The organism is Bacillus sp. ISL-47, from assembly GCF_018613175.1.
Classification (GTDB): Bacteria; Bacillota; Bacilli; order Bacillales; family Cytobacillaceae; genus Cytobacillus.
Map to the genome: position 1 here is coordinate 18841 of NZ_JAGGQS010000006.1, position 18220 is coordinate 37060.

Annotated in this window: 18 protein-coding genes, 1 pseudogene and 1 riboswitch; of the genes and pseudogenes, 1 reads left to right on the forward strand and 18 read right to left on the reverse strand. The window is 42.4% G+C overall.

Features of this window, described 5'->3' with window-relative positions:
- Window positions 1–224 precede the first annotated feature (224 nt).
- From J7I93_RS03055 to flaG, 5 genes are read right to left on the reverse strand one after another with little or no spacing between them, the layout of a single operon-like run.
- Complete coding sequence (locus J7I93_RS03055; RefSeq protein WP_214723181.1) at window positions 225–611, reverse strand: DUF8042 domain-containing protein; 387 nt, start codon at window positions 609–611, stop codon at window positions 225–227.
- A 9-nt stretch (window positions 612–620) separates the two neighbouring features.
- Window positions 621–965 carry a flagellar protein FliT gene (fliT, locus tag J7I93_RS03060; protein ID WP_214723183.1) on the reverse strand — a complete coding sequence of 115 codons (345 nt, stop codon included), beginning with the start codon at window positions 963–965 and terminating at the stop codon, window positions 621–623.
- The gene (gene fliS / locus J7I93_RS03065; RefSeq protein WP_214723185.1) at window positions 965–1366 is read right to left on the reverse strand and encodes a flagellar export chaperone FliS; all 402 of its coding nucleotides are present in this window, start codon (window positions 1364–1366) and stop codon (window positions 965–967) included. Before fliS ends, fliT begins: the two co-directional genes overlap by 1 nt.
- An 18-nt stretch (window positions 1367–1384) precedes the next feature.
- A complete protein-coding gene (gene fliD / locus J7I93_RS03070; protein ID WP_214723188.1) occupies window positions 1385–3481 on the reverse strand; it encodes a flagellar filament capping protein FliD in 2097 nt (698 codons plus the stop codon).
- A 14-nt stretch (window positions 3482–3495) separates the two neighbouring features.
- Entirely contained in the window at window positions 3496–3855 is a 360-nt protein-coding gene (gene flaG, locus J7I93_RS03075; protein ID WP_214723190.1) for a flagellar protein FlaG, read from the reverse strand.
- A 147-nt stretch (window positions 3856–4002) separates the two neighbouring features.
- On the opposite strand from flaG, the gene J7I93_RS03080 reads away from it, so the two are divergent.
- Window positions 4003–4860, forward strand: a complete 858-nt coding sequence (locus tag J7I93_RS03080) for a DNA endonuclease (RefSeq protein WP_214723192.1) — start codon at window positions 4003–4005, stop codon at window positions 4858–4860.
- Between the two features lie 494 nt (window positions 4861–5354).
- Here the strand turns inward: J7I93_RS03080 and J7I93_RS25070 are convergent.
- The 13 genes and pseudogenes from J7I93_RS25070 to J7I93_RS03145 all read right to left on the reverse strand — a co-directional run.
- Window positions 5355–5468, reverse strand: a pseudogene (locus J7I93_RS25070) (flagellin); the annotation flags it as partial.
- A 345-nt stretch (window positions 5469–5813) separates the two neighbouring features.
- Window positions 5814–6875, reverse strand: a complete 1062-nt coding sequence (locus J7I93_RS25345) for a flagellin N-terminal helical domain-containing protein (RefSeq protein WP_214723194.1) — start codon at window positions 6873–6875, stop codon at window positions 5814–5816.
- A gap of 149 nt (window positions 6876–7024) precedes the next feature.
- Window positions 7025–7255: a carbon storage regulator CsrA gene (gene csrA / locus J7I93_RS03095; protein ID WP_214723196.1), complete on the reverse strand. Its 231-nt coding sequence runs from the start codon at window positions 7253–7255 to the stop codon at window positions 7025–7027.
- On the reverse strand, window positions 7255–7695 hold the full coding sequence (gene fliW / locus J7I93_RS03100; RefSeq protein ID WP_214723198.1) for a flagellar assembly protein FliW: 441 nt from the start codon (window positions 7693–7695) through the stop codon (window positions 7255–7257). The genes csrA and fliW overlap by 1 nt, the downstream gene beginning before the upstream one ends.
- Window positions 7696–7710: 15 nt before the next feature.
- Complete coding sequence (locus tag J7I93_RS03105) at window positions 7711–8274, reverse strand: DUF6470 family protein (protein WP_214723200.1); 564 nt, start codon at window positions 8272–8274, stop codon at window positions 7711–7713.
- 268 nt (window positions 8275–8542) lie between these two features.
- Window positions 8543–9406: a flagellar hook-associated protein FlgL gene (gene flgL / locus J7I93_RS03110; protein ID WP_214723202.1), complete on the reverse strand. Its 864-nt coding sequence runs from the start codon at window positions 9404–9406 to the stop codon at window positions 8543–8545.
- A gap of 13 nt (window positions 9407–9419) precedes the next feature.
- Entirely contained in the window at window positions 9420–10979 is a 1560-nt protein-coding gene (gene flgK / locus J7I93_RS03115; RefSeq protein ID WP_214723204.1) for a flagellar hook-associated protein FlgK, read from the reverse strand.
- 18 nt (window positions 10980–10997) lie between these two features.
- The gene (locus J7I93_RS03120) at window positions 10998–11480 is read right to left on the reverse strand and encodes a flagellar protein FlgN (RefSeq protein ID WP_214723206.1); all 483 of its coding nucleotides are present in this window, start codon (window positions 11478–11480) and stop codon (window positions 10998–11000) included.
- Window positions 11481–11496: 16 nt separating this feature from the next.
- Window positions 11497–11763: a flagellar biosynthesis anti-sigma factor FlgM gene (gene flgM / locus J7I93_RS03125; protein ID WP_214723208.1), complete on the reverse strand. Its 267-nt coding sequence runs from the start codon at window positions 11761–11763 to the stop codon at window positions 11497–11499.
- A 144-nt stretch (window positions 11764–11907) separates the two neighbouring features.
- Window positions 11908–12339 (reverse strand): TIGR03826 family flagellar region protein, encoded by a 432-nt coding sequence (locus J7I93_RS03130; protein ID WP_214723210.1) that lies wholly within the window; start codon window positions 12337–12339, stop codon window positions 11908–11910.
- Window positions 12340–12408: 69 nt separating this feature from the next.
- Entirely contained in the window at window positions 12409–15678 is a 3270-nt protein-coding gene (locus J7I93_RS03135) for an EAL domain-containing protein (protein WP_214723212.1), read from the reverse strand.
- Window positions 15679–15766: 88 nt separating this feature from the next.
- A riboswitch (cyclic di-GMP riboswitch) is annotated at window positions 15767–15853 on the reverse strand.
- A gap of 72 nt (window positions 15854–15925) precedes the next feature.
- A complete protein-coding gene (locus J7I93_RS03140) occupies window positions 15926–16633 on the reverse strand; it encodes a ComFC family protein (RefSeq protein ID WP_251025707.1) in 708 nt (235 codons plus the stop codon).
- Window positions 16623–18119: an ATP-dependent helicase ComFA gene (locus J7I93_RS03145; protein ID WP_251025708.1), complete on the reverse strand. Its 1497-nt coding sequence runs from the start codon at window positions 18117–18119 to the stop codon at window positions 16623–16625. The genes J7I93_RS03140 and J7I93_RS03145 overlap by 11 nt, the downstream gene beginning before the upstream one ends.
- Window positions 18120–18220: the final 101 nt, after the last annotated feature.

The following is an 18220-nucleotide window of genomic DNA, read 5'->3' on the forward strand; positions in this document are numbered from 1 at the left end:
TGTGGCGTATTGGTGACGAGAGTGTGACTAAATTATAGGGGGAAAATAAAGTGAACCTTCCATCAGCGGGGGTTTTTCATTACTCGCTGGTGGTTAGTTGCACCGATCAGGCTTTTACGGGCAGTTGGCCCACCATTCAGAAATCTATTTTGATTTTCAAATCCTTGAAATAGGTGGGCTTACTGCCCGTTAATGCGTGATAAAACCGCTTCGTCGGGAAGCGCTCAGGATTGGATATAGGGATTAAGCTCTTGCTGGATGGATTGATGCCAATGAGCAAAAGCTGGATAAAGCTTTTGTGAGATGATTTCCTGCCTTACTGGAAGGTCTTCAAAGCATTGCAAAAGCAGCTCAACTTGATCGGCCACAGTGCTGATATCTTTTAACGCATTCTGCATCGAATGGTCGTTATGAAAAAGCTGGCTGATCTGCTCATTAGATGCTGCTACCTGCGGCAGTGCCTGAAAAACATCAGCAAGGAGACGGTCTCCTTCTGTTTTGCTCAAATCGCTATAGCTTTTGACAATATAATCAAACGCCTCATCAATCGTATATAAAAGGTCGCTGTATCCTTTCAAAAAAACGTACTGCTCTTCTGTCAAAGTTAACAAATGGGTCACCTATTTTCTTTTATCATAAAACATGCCGTCCGTTGCCATGGATTGATAGGGATTGATGTATTTATTGGATGATTCTTTTTTGACGCTTAAGTCTTTGATGTCTTTTTGGATGAAAAGCTTTTCGCGCTGCATGAGCTGGGTTGCCTTTTCGTTGAGCTTGATTAGCTTGGCACCCAATTCCTTTTCGACTTCTGTATAAGGAGGGGCCATGTTAGCCATAGTCAGCTGGCGCTTCTCAAGGAGCACTTCTACCTCACTTATTTTTTTATCACGGTCGATGGTTGTATTTTCTAAAGTGGCAATCAGCTCAAGTGTTGCTTCATAAAAGCTTTGTACCGAACTCACTAAGCCGTGCCGCCTTGTGAGAACTGTTTCTGGCGATTAACCTGGATAACTTCCTTCCAAGTATCACGGAATTCGGTCACCAGGCCTTCTACCTCTTCAAGAATCGCAGCATCATTTTTAATATTAGCCTCTATTAATCTCCGGTTCATATAATCATATAGAGACATCATATTCTGCGAAACGTCCAAATCCATATTAAGTGTCACCATCAGCTCCTGGATGATATTCTGCGCTTTTTGGATATTGGTATTTTTCGTTTCAATGTTCTGATCTGCAATGGCCTTTTTAGCCTGATGAATAAACTTCAGGCAGCCGTTATAAAGCATAAGTGTCAGCTCTCCTGGTGATGCTGTATTCACCGAGTTCTGCTGATAGGATTGGTATGGATTGCTTATTGCCATTTCAAACACTCCTTTTTATTACATGCCGCTGTTGAATTGATTCATGAGGAACATGGATTGCTCATTAGAACGCTGGATCGCTTTTTCCATAGCGGTGAATTGGCGCCAGTAGCGGTCTTCTACTCTTTTTAATTTATCTTCGAAGCTGTCGATTCTTTTGTCCATGTCAATCAGTTGTTTCCCTAGCTCAAACTGTGTATTAACAGAACCGCTGCCCCCTGCTTTTTTCTTTAATTTTTCAAAGCTAGCATTAACCGTATCATATAGACGCTGGACAATTCCTCTTTCGGCATTCGCTGTGCCAGAAGCGTTAAAAAGCTTTTCAACCGAACTTGGATCTGCTTCAATTACCTTCCTTAGCTCAGCTTCGTTAATCTCAAGCTTCCCGCCTTCCAAATAGTTTGCTGTCGTCTTAATGCCAATCGAAGCTAATTGATTGTATAGAGGATTCACACTATCATTCTGCACAGGTGTATAAAAGTCACTTCTCATCCCTGATAATAATTGAGAGAGTATAGGGTCTCTTTTTAATAAACCGCTTTTGGCCTTCTCTTCCCATTGTTCCTGCTGTTTATCGGAGAGTGATTCGCGCTGCTCATCTGTTAAGGGCTGATAAGAGCGATACACGTCTTCCCCGATCTTCGTTTGAATCTTACCAATGAGTTCGTTGTACTTCGTTACAAACTCTTTAATATTGTCAAATACTTTTTGCGAATCATTGCTGATGGATAAATTAACTGGTGCATCACTGAAGGTTTGCTTGAGAGTGAACGTGACGCCATTAATATCAAATGTATTGCTGCTGCGTTCAGTTGAAAGGCCGTTTATTTCAAAAACAGCATTTTCTCCGCCCGTTTCAGTGGCACCATCAAATTTTAATAACTTATTAAAAAAGTCCCCTCCCGTTTCAATTTCCCCATCTGTTGCTGCGCTATAGGTATAGGCCTCATCTGCAGCAAGAGTCGGATCCTCTCCTCTGAAATTCCCCGTTTCCTTCCGTGTTAAGGAGATGCGATCGGAGAAAGAATCATAAAACATGGAGATGCCAGCATTGGATTCGTTCACCTTACTCATAACCATGTTTAATGAATCCGTTCCTTTTACCAGGAAGTTTTCCTTTACTGCGCCTTTTGACGTGTGGGAAGTTAAATTGAAGGTAGCGTAATTATGCTTGTAGGTAGCTTCTAATTTGGTATCTGCCGCCTGCTCAGTGTCAAACTTTATTTTACCGGTCTCCAGATTTATTTTTCCAATGGAATTCGTTCCATCTGTTAGAGTAACAAACCCCTCAGAATCCACTGCAGCCGGTTCACTGACAGTGTAGGTAACATCGTTTACTTTCAATGAGATATCCGAAGCAAGAGCACCTTCAGCTAATTGCCATTCCTTAGCAGGAGACGTTAAAGTCTGAGCAGTCACCTTGTTCTCCAGAACATAGTTAACTGAGATGACACTTTCCTTTATAGGAGCTTTTTTAAACTTTAAAGATCCATTAGCACTAACCAATACCTGATTGTCCTTTAGCAAATCCGCTTCAGAAGTAACGATTTCAAAGGAAGTTCCATTCACCTTCACGGACATATTGGGAATTTCACTTGCCTTTAGGGTGGAACCCAATTCTAATGAATAATCAACTGTATTGTCCGCAGTCACCTTTATAGACTTGCTGCCCACTATTCCTTGAGACCATTTATAACCAGTGCTGGTGTCAAGCTTACTAGTTTGTGAATACAGACCTATATTAGGATCAAGCTTGGCATCAGGATCAGTTGAAACTCCTCCAGCATTAATCCTTGTAGCAGCAGAAGCGAGCTGTTTCACATTGGAAATCGAATAAGAAGATAACGAAGCCGCACTGCTTGCATTCGCGGTGACTCTGTCATCATTCGTAGAAACTACATTTCTGACCCTATATTTAGTGGTTAATTTCATTTGTGTTAATTCAGAACGAAAGTCCAGAAGCAACGTATTCATAGCGCGGAAATCATCCCGCTGCCACTCAAGCTTCTGCTTCTTCTGCATAATCTTATCAAGCGGCATCCGCTCCGCCTTCATCAAGTCTTTCACAAGGGAATCAATATCCATTCCGCTTGCCAGACCGCCGATTCTTACCATTTAAATCAACTCGCTTAAATTTTTTTATCTACCATAAGGCCAAGGAATTCCGTCATCGCAGCGTATACATCAAGCAGCTTTTTAGAAGGTATCTCACGAACTACTTCCTGGGTAACATCATCCACCAAAGTCACATAGTATTCATTTAATTTTTCGTGAAGTTCGAATTTTAAAGAGGTATGAGACGCCTGTAAAAATTTATTCATGCTATCTACTACTTCAGTGACCTCTTCTTCCTTTTTAGCTTCATTTGCTTGTGCTTGAACCTGCTGTTTACTTACTGTTTCTATTTTTTTGCTTTCATTTGAATTCTCATTGAGGCTTGTCGTTCTTGATGTAAGAGAAACGGTTTGGGATGATAATCGATCTATCATAGCAATCTCCTACCTTATTTATTTTACTTAGTACTAATATCGGCAAAAAATAAAAATTATTAACTAAACCTTTATATCAGTTTCCGTTTAGGATAAAATAAATACGAACATATATTCCTATATATATATATTGGCGAGGTGGTCCAAATGACTTTTTCATGCCTTAGTCCTGTCCAACAGAATATCTTATTTGCCAGCATTATTGCTGACGGGGAGATCACAAAATGCTACCCGGGAAGCAGAAGAAAAAACAACAGTTACCGAGAGCATTACGGCAAACAGCAAGAAGCTTATCGCATGTGGAAAGCTTCCTTTTATGATGGACAGCTTTATATTCGGCCAAACGGAAATTATCTCGTTTCTCGTTCTGATCCCTATTTCACCAAATTATATCCATATTTCTATGATATTTCGGGCAATAAGAGAATTCCTGTAGAATTGCTATCAACCTGTAATCTACTTCACTTTTTAACCGTTCTTTATCTGGATGACGGCTCATTATGTATATCAAAAAGGGTTAATCACCAAAAGAAGCTCATCTATTTAACTCCACATATTTTTCTTTATTTACAAAACTATCCTCGAGATCAGCTACATATATTAAAAACACATATTAATAGCAAATTTGGTTTTGACTTTAAGATAAGCAAAAGAAAAGATGGCTACGGTTATATACTAAGACTTACAACGGTAATGGCTAGTCTGGACTTTCTAGGTGTTATAAGAGAAATAGCAAGTGGATGCAAGAAAATGGAGTATAAATTTAATTGGGAAACAAGATTCCAAGTAGAAGAAGAAAAGTTAAAAAAACTACATACTGGCTATCAAATTCTTTCTTCTGACTCAAACAGATTTAGGAACTATACAGAAAACGAAGTGGCCCAAATCATTGATTTTAAAAAGAATGGGAAAACTGATAAACAAATCGCTAACGAACTGCAAAGATCGTATTGGTCGATTGTTTATAAGCTGAAGGAGTTGAGGAAGGCTGGTCTTTTACAATGAGATAAGTAATAGCATTTATAACTAATTCCTATAACTGATAATTTTAGCTTGCATAAATTTTTTTACCTATTAAACAAAGGGACTCCAGAAAATCTAGAGCCCCTTTTGATTAATCTAAATTTAACGAAGAAGTTGAAGAACCCCTTGTGGCTGTTGGTTCGCTTGCTTTGCGACTGTATCTTTCGAGAACAGAATAGACTATATCTTCACCCTTGTCTTCCAAGAGGCTGGGCACTTCGAACAGCTTTTACTGCCCTACGAGATTCATAGTCATAGCCTTTTGCCTTAGACCGTATTCCCTAGTCGTTGAACCTTCTCCAGAGTTTCCTCACAGGAGCTTGGCTGCTGATTATCCATTGTTCCATCCTCATCATTTTCAAACCATCACGCTAACCGTTTCCAATTACGTTGTGGTTGATGAAGCTTTAGGAAGTTCCAGCAATTCACCCAGTTATACTCTAGCTCGTTACCAAGCTAGACGCCCTTCTAATCAATTACCTTAAGAGTTGTAACACTCCTTGAGGCATTTGATTAGATTGAGCCAACATTGCTTGTGCTGCTTGAGAAAGAATTGAATTCTTAGTTTGGTTCATCATTTCTTTCGCCATCGTGCGAACATTTGCTTTCACAAATGACTAGACTATATCTTCACCCTCTATAACTCTGGTAGGGGTCGGGCACTTCGGATTCACAATGCTGATGATACATTGTTTCACCTATGGATTTCATCATCATAGCTATCGCCTTAGATGGTCTATCCTAGTCGTTGAACCTTCTCCACTCTTTCAAGACAGGAGCTTGGCTGCTGATTGCCCAATCTTTTCTTTTTTCAAACCATCACGTTTGTCGTTTCCAACTACGTTGTGGCAAGAAAAGCTCTAAGGGGTTTCCAGCAATTCACCCGATTATGATCGCTAGCCGTTACCAGCTAGGACGACTGTGCTTGTCACTCCTTATGCAGCTAAAGCATAATCTACGTCACGGATACGAGATTCCGCAGCAGTTAGGTTTTCAGATGATGTTCCTAGGTTGTTGATTGTGTGGTCTAGACGGTTTTGCCAAGCACCTAGTTGAGAACGTTGTGCAGATACTTTTTTGATTGCCTCATCAATTACTTCTAAGTTGTCACCAAAATCTTTATTAACAACATTAACTGCAGCCAAATTTGCAACATTTGCATTTGATGCGGTAGAACCAAGTGCAGAAGCCCTCATATCCCCAATACTAATATCTAGTGTCGTATCAGAGTTTGCTCCAATTTGGAAACTAAGCTGTGTTCCTGATGTTAAAAGCGTACTACCTGACGCGGTCGCAGTACCACCATCTAAGGTTTCAAGATTAGCATTTGAAGAAAAAGAAATTGATAGTCCTATAGAATCAAAATTTAAAGTTGTTCCAGCCGCTACAGCTGCCGGATCCTGAGAAAGTGTTTGAGATACACCACTGTTTGCACCTGTAACAGTAATAGTATCATCAGTTGCATTTGTAGTAATAGTTAACGTTTCACCACTTGGTACTCCAGACGCATCAAAAGAAATACCGGCTGCAAGATATTCAGCGTCAGTTACACCTGTGGCTGACGCTGCTGATACGCCTAAACTTCCTGTCAATAGAGTTTTAGTATTAAACTCTGTCTTTTCAGCAATTCTTGTAACTTCAGAGTTTAGCTCTGCTATCTCCTTTTGGATTTCAGCTAGATCATCAGGATTATTCGTATCATTGTTTGATTGAACTGTTAACTCTCTCATTCTCTGTAAAATTGAGTGCGTTTCATTCAATGCACCTTCAGCAGTTTGAATTAGAGAGATACCATCCTGGGCGTTTCGGGAAGCTTGGTCTAATCCACGAATTTGCCCACGCATTTTTTCAGAAATAGCAAGACCAGCAGCGTCATCTCCTGCACGATTAATACGAAGACCAGAAGATAGTTTCTCCATCGATTTTGATTGAGCTCCTGTTGCGCTGTTTAACTGACGATAAGTGTTAAGAGCCGCAATGTTATGATTAATTCTCATTGTTTTGTTCCTCCTTGAGTTATATGTCCCACGTCCATGTGGTTTGTTTTGCCCAACAGCAGAAAAGTCGGCCGCCTTTATGCTGTTTCAGCTTTACAATAGTTATATCGACTTATTTAGACAGGTCTTTAACAGTTTGGAAAAATTTTTTATTTTTTTTTAAAGAAGGAGCTTAGACTATCGATAGCGTTTACTTCGGTTTGTGCTGCGCTGCTGTTTTCCTGCTGAATAGACAAATAGATTTCTTTTCTATGTATGTCGACGTTTTTCGGAGCATTGATGCCAAGTTTGACTTGATCTCCTTCGATAGAGAGAACAGAGATTTCAATGTCGTCGCCGATCATGATGGATTCTTTAAGCTTTCTGGTAAGTACGAGCATTATTTCTCCCCCTGTTCTTGAGGAGTTGGGATTTTATGCTTTGTTTGGTAGGCTGGGTTATTGAGTATGATTTGCTTTCCCAATTTTTTTGTTTGGTTGATGATTAACGGCGCCTGCAGGTTGGCGGTTGTTTCCTGGAAGAGCTCTCTTACCGTTAAGATGGTAAAGATGGCAACGTCTTTTTCCGATTCGATCTCTAATTTTTCTAGTACCTCTTCCGGCAAATCAAATTCATATTGCGGAAAAAGCACAAAAGGATCTGTAATAATAAAAGCAACCTCTGTTTTATTAACTGACTGAAGCACATAAAGATCTGTCCCTTCAAGCAGCAGGATGTAAAATTCCTTTTCCTTTAAAAATCCAGGAATGCCACTTGAAAATTGAATAATATCTTTTCTGTTTATATCCTGTTCGCCATGAAATTTCGTCTGTATCTTCATTTTTTCACCACTTTGTTAGATTGTTAGATTTATAAAATCAAAGCTTAGACTGTTTTTTTCAAGTATTTCTGCGGTTACTTTCCCAGGCGTATAGTTATGAATAGGCTTTCTAATTTCAACGTCAATCTTCGGCTTTTGCGGCTGGGCCTTAACGTTTACCTTAGCAGGTTCATAATTAACCTTTACACTATTGTGAGATGGAATCCATCCGATATTAAACTGTTTAGGCAAACCCTCACTGTTTTCTTTTGCTTGGTATGCAATCGGATTGCCGCCATTTTCAATTCTCATGAGCTCCGTCCCTTGTGCTGCCCTTCTTTCAAGCCCTTTCAGCCAGTCCTGATAGCCATTTTGTGCAAACTCCTCAATTCTCCTGCCGATGCTTTTTAAATCTACGTCTTCCCTTGCTTTCGTCTGGTCGATGGTCAGCTTACCTGGAGCGGTTTCGATTTCAAGTATAGCTTTTGGCTGCTGAATGGATAAAACAGCAGGCGGCTGCGAGATTTCCTGCATGGGCCTTTCAATGTTTAGGCCCAGCCGGATAAAGTTGGATTCCAGTCTTATTTGCGGGACATTCATTAGCGTCACCTCTTTAAAGTTTGTTTCTTTTTAATAACTTAGTTAAATTTGCTGAGTTGATTGGAGCGGAGGGTACTTGACTCCTGCGGGAGGAGAGGGAGCGGGAGACCCCACAGACGCAGGGCGTCGAGGAGGCTCCCGTTCCTCCCCGCGGAAAGCAAGTGCCTGCAGCGGAAATCAACGGGCAAAATTCCTAAGCTAAAACAACAATCTATGAGAAAACAGCCTTTATGAAAAAAAGCTATCACAAATGGATAGCTTTCATTTATTATCTTAAAAAGTCAGTCAGAGTGGGCTGTATAATCTTGGCACCGACACTTAGTGCGGCACGATGGACGCTTTCCTGCGTTGTAAGCTCAATGATCGCTTTTTCCATATCGATATCCTCATTATCAGAAAGAATTCTGGTCGAGAATACTTCCTGCTGGGAAAGGCGGTCCTCCATGAGGTCGACACGGTTTTGCTTGGCACCAATGAGAGCACGCGCTGACAAGAAGTTATCGATATTCTTATCAACGTTTTCAAGCATGTCCCCAATAGACGGATCATTCGTTTCCAGAGCTATGATTAATTTTTGAATATCTCCATCAGCAGACAGCATATCCCCAAATAACTCAGATCCCTCTGTATTCACCTGAATCTTAATTCCTGAGAAGACCTCTAGCTCAATACTTCCACTTGCATAAGTACCAGCCTCCGAAGGTCTTACATTTGTCTTGTTCCCATTAAAAATATATTTTCCGCCAACCTGAGTATCGCCGATGTTTTGCAGGTGCTCTTTCAACTGCTTGACTTCTTCAGCAATAGCCTTTCGCTGGTCCCCTTCAAGCGTACCGTTGCTGGCCTGGACAGTTAGCTCACGAATCCTTTGCAGTGCCAGCACGCCTTTATCCAAAGCGTCATCCGTGCTGTCGACCCAGTTCCTCACTTCTCCGATGTTGCGGGTATACTGCTGAATCCGATTTAAATCCGTACGATAGTTCATCCCCATCATGGCAGCAACCGGGTCATCAGATGGCTTCGTAAATTTCTTTTGTGTGGAAATCTGGTCCTGCAGCTTGTCCAGCCGGCTATAGCTGTTGCTCAGGTTTCGCAGCATGTTATTGGAAAGCATTGATTGCGTTACGCGCATATTAATTCACCGCCTATCTGCCTACAACGCCCATGCCGTTGATGATTTTATCGAGCATTTCATCGACCACCGTAATATTGCGGGCCGAAGCATTGTAGGCATGTTGGAATCTAATCATATTGGTCATTTCTTCATCTAATGAAACCGCGCTGACGGATTGCCTGTTCTGTTCAACCGAGTCTGCGAGAATCGAAGAGTTTTTCAAATCCTTTTTGGCGCTTTGGGAATCTACGCCCATCCGGCCTATGATTCCTGAATAATAGGAATCAAGGCTGCCGCTTAATTGGGCCTTTTCATCTGGAGACAGAGAGGTATATTCATTAAAACTCTTCTTTCGCAAATCCGCCAATTCCTGTGCATTGGCGTTATCTCCTGAAGCACCGCTTGCTTTGCCTGCAGCGATTTTAGTAGAGTCATCCAATATCGCCTGATTAACCTTAATGGATTGAGCCGCATTTACAGACGTGAATTGGAAAAAGTCCAATCCTGATGGATCAGCTGCTCCAAGGGCGAATCCATTTTTATGAATCTCATTAAACTCCCTGGCAAATGCCTCAGCCATCTTATTCAGCTTATCCAGCATTTCCGGATAGATTCCTTTCGAGCCGCCTTCTGTCTCGTACCCATAGCTTTTTATCAGACCGGCCAGCCCTCCTGAGAGATTGCTAAAATCAGAGATATTACTCTCTCCAATTTTCAATCCCGCTACCAATCCGCTGTCAGGGTTCTTTTCAAGTTCCACTTTACTGATACCCACGACACCTGACTCTTTGGTTGCAGATACCAGGTTTATAGGGGGATCGAACGACTTCCCATCCTGCTGCACGATTTCAATATTATATAATCCATCAGCAATCTTCTTTGCGTTGCCATAATTATCAGGGGTCACTTTGGACACCTTTACATTTACCAGACTTGAAAGACTATCAACAAGCATATCGCGTTCATCATACAGGTCATTCGGAAGATAGCCATGCGGCTCTACCGCAGCAATCTGTTTGTTAAGATGATCAATTTGCGCCACAATCGAATTTATTTCTTCTACTTTCACTTCAGCCTGGCTGCCGATATCATCCTGCACTCTTGTTAATGAGTTATAGTAATAATTAAGCGTGTCGGCGACCATTTGTCCGGATGCAGCCACTACATCACGGGCACCGGTGTTTTCAGTATGGCTGGATAGATCCTGAAGTGCGTTCCAAAATTTCTCGAGCGTGCTATGCAGTCCGCTTTCGGATGGTTCATTCATAATCTCTTCCATCTTGGTAAGGGATTCGCTCATGGAACCGTAATAGCCCATTTTGGTGTTCTCTGTCCTAAATTGAACATCCAGGAAGGATTCCCTTATGCGCTGGACGCTTCCGGCTTCAACACCCGTTCCCATTTGGCCTGGCAGCTGCGGGCGGTTCATGCCGACAGATGGGTAAGGAGTTGTCTGTGTAAAATTAATCCGCTGCCGGGAATAGCCGGGCGTGTTTGCGTTTGAAATGTTATGGCCTGTTGTATGTAAAGCACTTTGCTGGGTAAACATGCCGCGGCGGGCCGTTTCAAGTCCCATAAAGGTTGAACGCATGTTTGTTCCTCCGTTCTGCTACACTTTCGAGTTAAAGATGCCTGGGGTGTTCTTTTCGGATGATTTCTTTTTTGCCGGCGGGCCGTAGTTCATGTTTTCCGGCTGCGGCCTTAAGAGATTCATAGAGACATTGACAAACTGCAGGGAATGATGGACAAGCTGCTGGTTCAGGTAATTCTGTTCCTTTAATTCGTATACCAGCTCAGTCAGCTCTTTTGCTATCGTCTCCAGCTTGATCTGTTCATCCTGTGAAAGGAAAGCCATGCAATCTGAAACTGTTGGGTTCTCCATCCCGGCAGCAATCATCTTTGCCGCTTTCTGACGTTCCTTTTCCATCCGGTCAATCGCAGCTATATGCGTTTGCTCATCCTTCAGCATCTGGTTCAGGGCGTCCATGTCGCCGTTCTTAATGATGTCTGTCTTTTTGACGGCAAGCTCATAAAGGCTTTTATGCAGCTTGAGCAGTTTTTCCATGGTTGTGATTAGCGTTTCGGCGGACATGCCTGTTCCCTCCCCTTTATTTTTTCGAATAGAAGCTGGCTATGCTTTTTGCTAATTCTTTTGGATTTATTTTATACGTGCCGTTCTCTACCTGAATTTTAAGCTCTTCTACCTTTGCTTTGCGGTTTTCACTCAGCTGTGATACCTGCTGCATTTCCTTGGCAGTGGAGCTGATTTCGATTTTATCTGAAGCAGTCTTCGCTGGTTTGCTCGTGCTTTCAAGCTTATTCATTTGTCGTTTGTACGGATTCACACCTGAAGGTCCAAAGTTATTAATTTTCATAGGTATCCCTCACTTTCATTCCGGTCGATTTCAATCTAATTCTATTATCGGCTATAGATGCGGTTTCTTTAAATATTAATTTATGTTTGGTAAAAAATACATCTAAAAGCCTATAGAAAAGGCTATGTGCACCTGACACATAGCCTAATACCGCCCCTTTAGTTTTTCATCTACCACAAAATAAGTCGCGTTTTTCTCTTTCTTTAACATTTCTTTTCTCCGTTGTTCCTCAGCGGTAAATTGCTGAAGATCCTTCCTCAGTTCCTCAGCACAGCTCCCGCAAATCTTTCCTTCGCGAATGCTTGTCCCGCATTTTTCGCACGGATAGCCGAGATTTGGAAAGTGAGCAAGCTTTAATCGCCCGCTTTTAATAAATTTCAAAATAAGCTCTTCTTCAACTCCGGTCGCTTCCACAACCTCCAGCAGCTTCGCTGTCCGATTCTCCCGCTTGCGGATAAATTGATAAACCGTTTCGTATATCTTTTCTTCCTCTTTCCAGCAATCCTGGCAGATTTCGCGGAATTGATTTTTTACAAAAAGGCCGTCGCATTTTGGACAGTTTGATAACTCAGCCATGATGATTCTCCCTTTCCTGTTATCTTCTGACAACATTATAGCTCGAAGAAAAGGAGAATTATAGAAAAATTAATCAAAATACATGTGGCTGCTGCTAATTTGGATGAAACGGCATTCCGGGACCATGGAGTGTTTTTTCAGCTGGATTTGCAGTTTATTCAGCATGGTAACCAGTTCTGACCTTTGATTTTCATCCAATATAAATTGGAAGCCATAGTTATTGAGGGTATCGGATATCTCCTCTTTCCAGACGATGAACCCTGTAAAGGACACGGTTTCTCCCAGTATTTCTGTTTCAATCTTTAAAATAATATCCTGTCTGACTGGCAATTTGATTGGGGATAAGAACTTAACCCCACCCGGGCCCATGTCTTCGATTAAGATCTCAGTCGTTCCCATTTCGACTTTCTTGTTATTGAGCTTCAGGATCGTCATATCGGCTCCAAGCGGATAGGGAAATTCTACACGGAAGAATTTCCTCAGCTTTTTAAAGACATTCTCCCTTTGGGCATCCTTAGGCTTTAGCATTCCAGCTGCTAGCTTTTGTTCGAAGATATTGTGCGGCAGAGGTTTGCTGAAAAGGAAGCCTTGAATTTGGTCACATTCCTTTTGCCTTAAGAATTGATATTGCTCAAAGGTTTCGACCCCTTCTGCAACAACCTCCATATTCAGCCCATGTGCCAGCTGAATAAGATTGGCAGTGATCACGGTATCTTCAGGGCTTTTATCCATGTTCTGAATAAAGGATTTATCAATTTTTAAGACATCAAACTTATACTGTTTCAGCTGGGTGATGGAGGAATAGCCCGTTCCGAAATCGTCCAGGGCAATTTTCACACCCATTTCGCCCAGCTCTGTTAAGGCTGATATTACATTCTCCGAGTAGTTAATCAGCGAAGACTCGGTTAATTCGAGCTCGATCAAGTTCGGTTCGATTCCATGTTGTGTAACGGCGCTTTTAAAAACAGACACCAGATCATTTTTTAAAAAGCGCTGCGGAGATATATTGACTGAGATCGGAACGACATGAAGACCTTTTTTCTTCCATTCCTGAATCTTTTCACAGACTTTCCATATCACATAATCGCCAATATCCAGAATCAGCCCTGATTCCTCCGCTACCGGGATGAATTCAGCCGGAGATACTCTCCCCCAATCCGGATGATTCCACCTAATCAAGGCTTCTGCACTTAAAATACGGCCCGTTTTTGTATCCACTCTTGGCTGGTATTCAAGATATAATTCATTATTTTTCAAGGCTTCCCGCATATCGCGTTCAAGGGTAAAAAGCTTGTAGGCTTGGATATCCATGGAGGAATTATATACCTGATAGCTGTTTTTCCCTCTTTGTTTGGCATGGTAGAGGGCAGCATCTGCGTTTCGGATGATCTCTTCCGCCGTTTTGCCGTTATTGGGGTAAATGCTTATGCCGATTGTGGAGTTTATATACAGTTCATAGCTGTCAATGATATAAGAATTTGAAGTCGACCGGGTGATTTCCTGAGCTAACCGTGTAGGCTCTTCAATGCTATGAAACCCCTCCATGATAATCGCGAATTCATCCCCGTTGATTCTTGCTGCCATCTGGCTGCCTTTAAGCGATTTTACTATTCTTTGAGAAACCTGCTTTAAGAGTTCATCCCCGACTGCATTGCCTAATGTGTCATTAATATGCTTTAACCGCTCCATTTCAAAAAACATAACAGCGAATTTTGCCTGAGTGCCGGTTTCCAGCAGACTGTTCAGCTTCTCGTCAAAGGATCTTCGATTCGGCAGCCCTGTTAAATAATCATGAAAAGCCATATGCCTCATCTTCTCTTCCAGCCTCTTGGATTCTGTAATATCGGCAACAAAGCCATCTGCCTGAATTAATTCCCCTTCTTCATTCAAAATCGGAATGGCATCAACATTCACCCATTTTTGCTCACCGGATTTATGGAGAATACGATATTGATAGCGGATGCTTTTCCCTTCCTTCAGCTTCTCCCGCTCTGAGGAGACCCCTGGCCTATCCTCGGGCAGAATGATCCTGTTCCATAACTCAAAATCAGTTATAAAATCCTCTGCCGTATAGCCAAAGATGCCTACTACTCCCCTTGAGAAGTGAAGGACCTTTCTATTTATTAAATCAGCAGAATAGATTCCTACATCAAGATTTTCATAGATTTGCGCTATTTTACGTTCGTTCTCATAAAGCTTCTCTTCAATCTGCCGTTTCTCGGTTATGTCCTGAACCGTTGCGACAATTTTAGGGAATTGATGCTCATCAAGGAAACTTGCTTTATGCTGAATATATCGCTCCTGCCCATCCTTCCTTAAAATGCGGCACTCGATTACCGCACTTCTTTTTTCATTCAAAAGCCTATTAAACTGTATTTTAAAAGCAGTCCGATCTTCCGGATGGATATAGCCTAAATAAGCATCAAATGTTGGGACGAATCCCTCTTGGGGATCAATGCCAAAAATCCGAAACAATTGCAGAGACCAAAATCCCCTATCCTTCTCCACGTCATACTCAAGACTCCCAATATTGGCGACCATCTGGGCACGATTAAGGCTATCCTTGATCTTTTCCAGCTCCCTTTGCTGTTGAATAAAGCTGGTTATATCCTTTGCAATCCCAAAAACACCCTTAATTTGGCCATTAACTTTAATGGGAACATTTGTGACTTGTACATCTACCAAATCATGATCCCTCTTAACCCCAACACTATGATAGGTTTGCGGGCTGCCTTGAAGGGCTTTTTGAAAATGCTCAACAGTCGTATCCAAATACTCTTCTGCAATAACATCCCGAAAGGAACCGGACAAATACTCGGGAGAACCTCCGAGCAGCTCCTCTAAAGAATCATTGTACTCTGAAAAATTCCCCTCTGGATCCAGTGTATAAATAGCATCGGGATGATAATCAAAAAGGGACTTGTACTTTTGATTCTGCAGCTCCAATGTCTCTTTCAAGTTCTCTTCTCTTGTAATATCCTTCGAAATGCCAATGGCACCAATGATCTGCTTATCTTTATAAACGGGGATGGATATATTATTCACTTTTAGTAAATGACCTTTTTTATGAAAAATTGAAAAGATCGTATTTTTCGCTCTCCCTTTTAAAACCTGCTGAAATGCACTCAAAACACCCGGGATCTCTTCCTCATTGATAAAAGAAGAAATATCGGCGCCTATAATCTCATCCTTCGTGAACCCGGTGATGCTATATGTACTTTTGTTTACTTCGATTATGTTTCCTTTAAGGTCAGTAATATAAGTCATATCGGGATTATGAATAAATAGGGTCCGAAAGATAGCGGGATCTTCAATATCCAGATTGACGATCTCATCCATTGGCTTCCTGCTAAATCGAGTAAATAATTTGTTCAATGCATAACGTCCTTTCCTTTTAAAAAGGCAAATGAGGAAAGTGTTCATTTTTCTATGCAACCCGGCTGCCATGGCAGGAACCTGCTTTAGGCCCGCAGCTTTGCGTCTTTTACTTTCGTAAAATTTGCCCTTAATTAGAATATGTTACCATATGACGTTAGCACTATGAACAGATTGTTAACAATTAATGTAAATGAAAGTTTTTCCATTTTTAACCTCGTGCGATTGTGACTGAGCTAACGGAAGCCGCTCCTGTTACTTTCAGCACTTTCGCGGCATGGTATAAGGTAGAGCCGGTTGTATAGATATCATCCATGAGGAGAATTTTTTTGTCTCGAATGTCTGTATTCGGAATGAGCTGGAAGACCTGCTGGAGATGGATTCGCTCTTTTCGTGATTTTTTGGATTGTTTTTCGGAGTGGGTGCGCTGAAGGACTTCTGTTGATGCAAATCCCGCCTCCTGGAATAGTGCAGCTGACTGATTGAATCCTCTTTCATAAAGCCGCTCAGGACTTAATGGGATAGGGACAAGCAGATCGAAGGCGAGCGTTTGCAGCTTTGCTTTTATAAAAGGAGAGAACGCTTTGGCAAGGATATAATCTCCTCGGAATTTATATTGGGCAATGACTTCTTTTAGGAAGTCATCGTATAGGAAAAGGGAGTGGTTGCTCTCAAGGCAATGGCCCCACTCCGGATCCTCATTCCATTTTAGACAGTCCCGGCAAAGGTTTCCGGTACGAAATTGCGGTTCTAATTGACTGAACGGACGGCTGCACTTTTCGCAGGTTTCCCCTTGGATAAAAGAGAGTTTTTCGGTGCAATTCATGCACAGGTGATCTTCTTTTGGCCTGGACCAAAGAGTCGACCAGCTTACTACTAGGGTGATTTCTTCGTGGCAAATGAGACAATTAATAATCAATCAGTCCTTTCTTTCTGGCTTCTATATTCATTTGGAGGATTTGTTTACGTGCTTGAACCATGTTTTCTGTTTTGCCGTAGTGGAAAAAGGTTATATCGCCAGCGGGAAATTGCGCGCTTCTCCCAGCCCTGCCGGCGATCTGGACAAGGGCACTTTCTGTAAAAATGCGGTCTTCTGCTCCTAGAACGGCTACATCAATATTGGGGAAGGTTACGCCTCTTTCCAGAATGGTTGTGGTTAAAAGCATCGGGATCTCTTTGTCGCGCATGGCTTGGACCTTGCTTTTTCGGTCTGGATCTTCCGCGTGAACCGCTTCAATTTTCGGGTGGAGTTTCTTGAGGATAGTTAGGACTGTTTCCATCTTATCGATTTTTGGGAGGAACAGCAGGCATTGCTTTTGGGTTTCGAGCCGCTTTTTGATCCATTGGGTGACTGGCGGCGGAAGCTTGTCCTTTTTGAGAGCTTTTTCCCAGTTGCCGCACCATTTGAAGGCTGGAGCTGGTAAAGGGTGACGGTGATATCTTGCGGGGATGGTGACAAAATCTCTCTTCCCGCTCCGGCATTCATTTTGCCATTTCCGGTTTGGAGTTGCTGTTAGGCTGATCATCGAGGAGAGGTCTTTGCGGGCTTGGCGGACAGCATATTGCAGGCTTTCGTCTGCCGTGTACGGAAAGGCGTCTACTTCATCCACGATGACGGTATCGAAGGCTTTATAGAAACGGAGAAGCTGGTGAGTGGTGGCGATGGTTAGCGGAGCCTGGAGATGGCGGTCTTCACTGCCACCGTAGAGGACGGCAACTTGGATACCGGGGAAGACTGCTTTTAGACGAGGTCCAAGCTCAAGGACCACATCAGTCCGCGGAGTGGCAATGCAGACTCTTTTTCCAGATGCGAGGGCCGTGCTGATTCCATCGAAAAGCACTTCTGTTTTCCCGGCTCCGCATACGGCCCATACGAGGAGTTCTTTATTAACTTGGATAGCCTGCTTTACTCGATCAGAGGCAGCCTGCTGCCCATCTGAAAGCTTGCCGTTCCAAACTAAAGAATCCTGAGCTATCACCTCGTCCTGCTCTGTCCCCCGCCAGCTAATCAAAGGTGCACAAGCACCCACCCTCCCCATCATGATGCACTTCCGGCAATAGGTACAACCCTTCTCACCGCAGCGCGCACAGGGAAAGCTGGCAAAAAGCGAGAGATCCTGATTGCCGCACCTCGCACAGGCAATCTTATTATTCTCTTTACTAATGCCTTTTCTGTAAAGAATGTGGCCGTTTTCATAGTGTTGCTGGATTTCTTCCAGGGGGAAAGGCAGATCATCCATTAGAAGCTGTTTTCCGTGAAGTAATTGCTGGAGTTCTTTGTTAAAAGGGAAAGTTTGATTAAGCGGTGGCTCTGGAGTGGTCTTAATCGAGGTAATTGGGAGGCTGTCTGGAGGGGGTTCGTTAACATGTGGAGATAGCTTAATGCTTCTTAAAGTAAATCTCAAAAAATCACCTCATTATTTTTTAGGTAGGCTTTTTCGTAAAGTTTGTTGCTTTCGGGTAAGCTAACTTAGTTTGAGCTCTGAGTTGATTGTAGCGGAGGGCA

Excerpts from the sequence above, each read along its gene's own strand:
- fliW (WP_214723198.1), bottom strand. The coding sequence starts at position 7,695 with ATGAAGATACAGACGAAATTTCATGGCGAACAGGATATAAACAGAAAA.
- J7I93_RS25345 (WP_214723194.1), bottom strand. The coding sequence starts at position 6,875 with ATGAGAATTAATCATAACATTGCGGCTCTTAACACTTATCGTCAGTTA.
- J7I93_RS03105 (WP_214723200.1), bottom strand. The coding sequence starts at position 8,274 with ATGAATGTCCCGCAAATAAGACTGGAATCCAACTTTATCCGGCTGGGC.
- flaG (WP_214723190.1), bottom strand. The coding sequence starts at position 3,855 with ATGATAGATCGATTATCATCCCAAACCGTTTCTCTTACATCAAGAACG.
- fliS (WP_214723185.1), bottom strand. The coding sequence starts at position 1,366 with ATGGCAATAAGCAATCCATACCAATCCTATCAGCAGAACTCGGTGAAT.
- J7I93_RS03120 (WP_214723206.1), bottom strand. The coding sequence starts at position 11,480 with ATGTCCGCCGAAACGCTAATCACAACCATGGAAAAACTGCTCAAGCTG.
- flgM (WP_214723208.1), bottom strand. The coding sequence starts at position 11,763 with ATGAAAATTAATAACTTTGGACCTTCAGGTGTGAATCCGTACAAACGA.
- csrA (WP_214723196.1), bottom strand. The coding sequence starts at position 7,255 with ATGCTCGTACTTACCAGAAAGCTTAAAGAATCCATCATGATCGGCGAC.
- J7I93_RS03135 (WP_214723212.1), bottom strand. The coding sequence starts at position 15,678 with ATGGATGAGATCGTCAATCTGGATATTGAAGATCCCGCTATCTTTCGG.
- J7I93_RS03130 (WP_214723210.1), bottom strand. The coding sequence starts at position 12,339 with ATGGCTGAGTTATCAAACTGTCCAAAATGCGACGGCCTTTTTGTAAAA.
- fliD (WP_214723188.1), bottom strand. The coding sequence starts at position 3,481 with ATGGTAAGAATCGGCGGTCTGGCAAGCGGAATGGATATTGATTCCCTT.
- J7I93_RS03080 (WP_214723192.1), top strand. The coding sequence starts at position 4,003 with ATGACTTTTTCATGCCTTAGTCCTGTCCAACAGAATATCTTATTTGCC.
- flgK (WP_214723204.1), bottom strand. The coding sequence starts at position 10,979 with ATGCGTTCAACCTTTATGGGACTTGAAACGGCCCGCCGCGGCATGTTT.
- flgL (WP_214723202.1), bottom strand. The coding sequence starts at position 9,406 with ATGCGCGTAACGCAATCAATGCTTTCCAATAACATGCTGCGAAACCTG.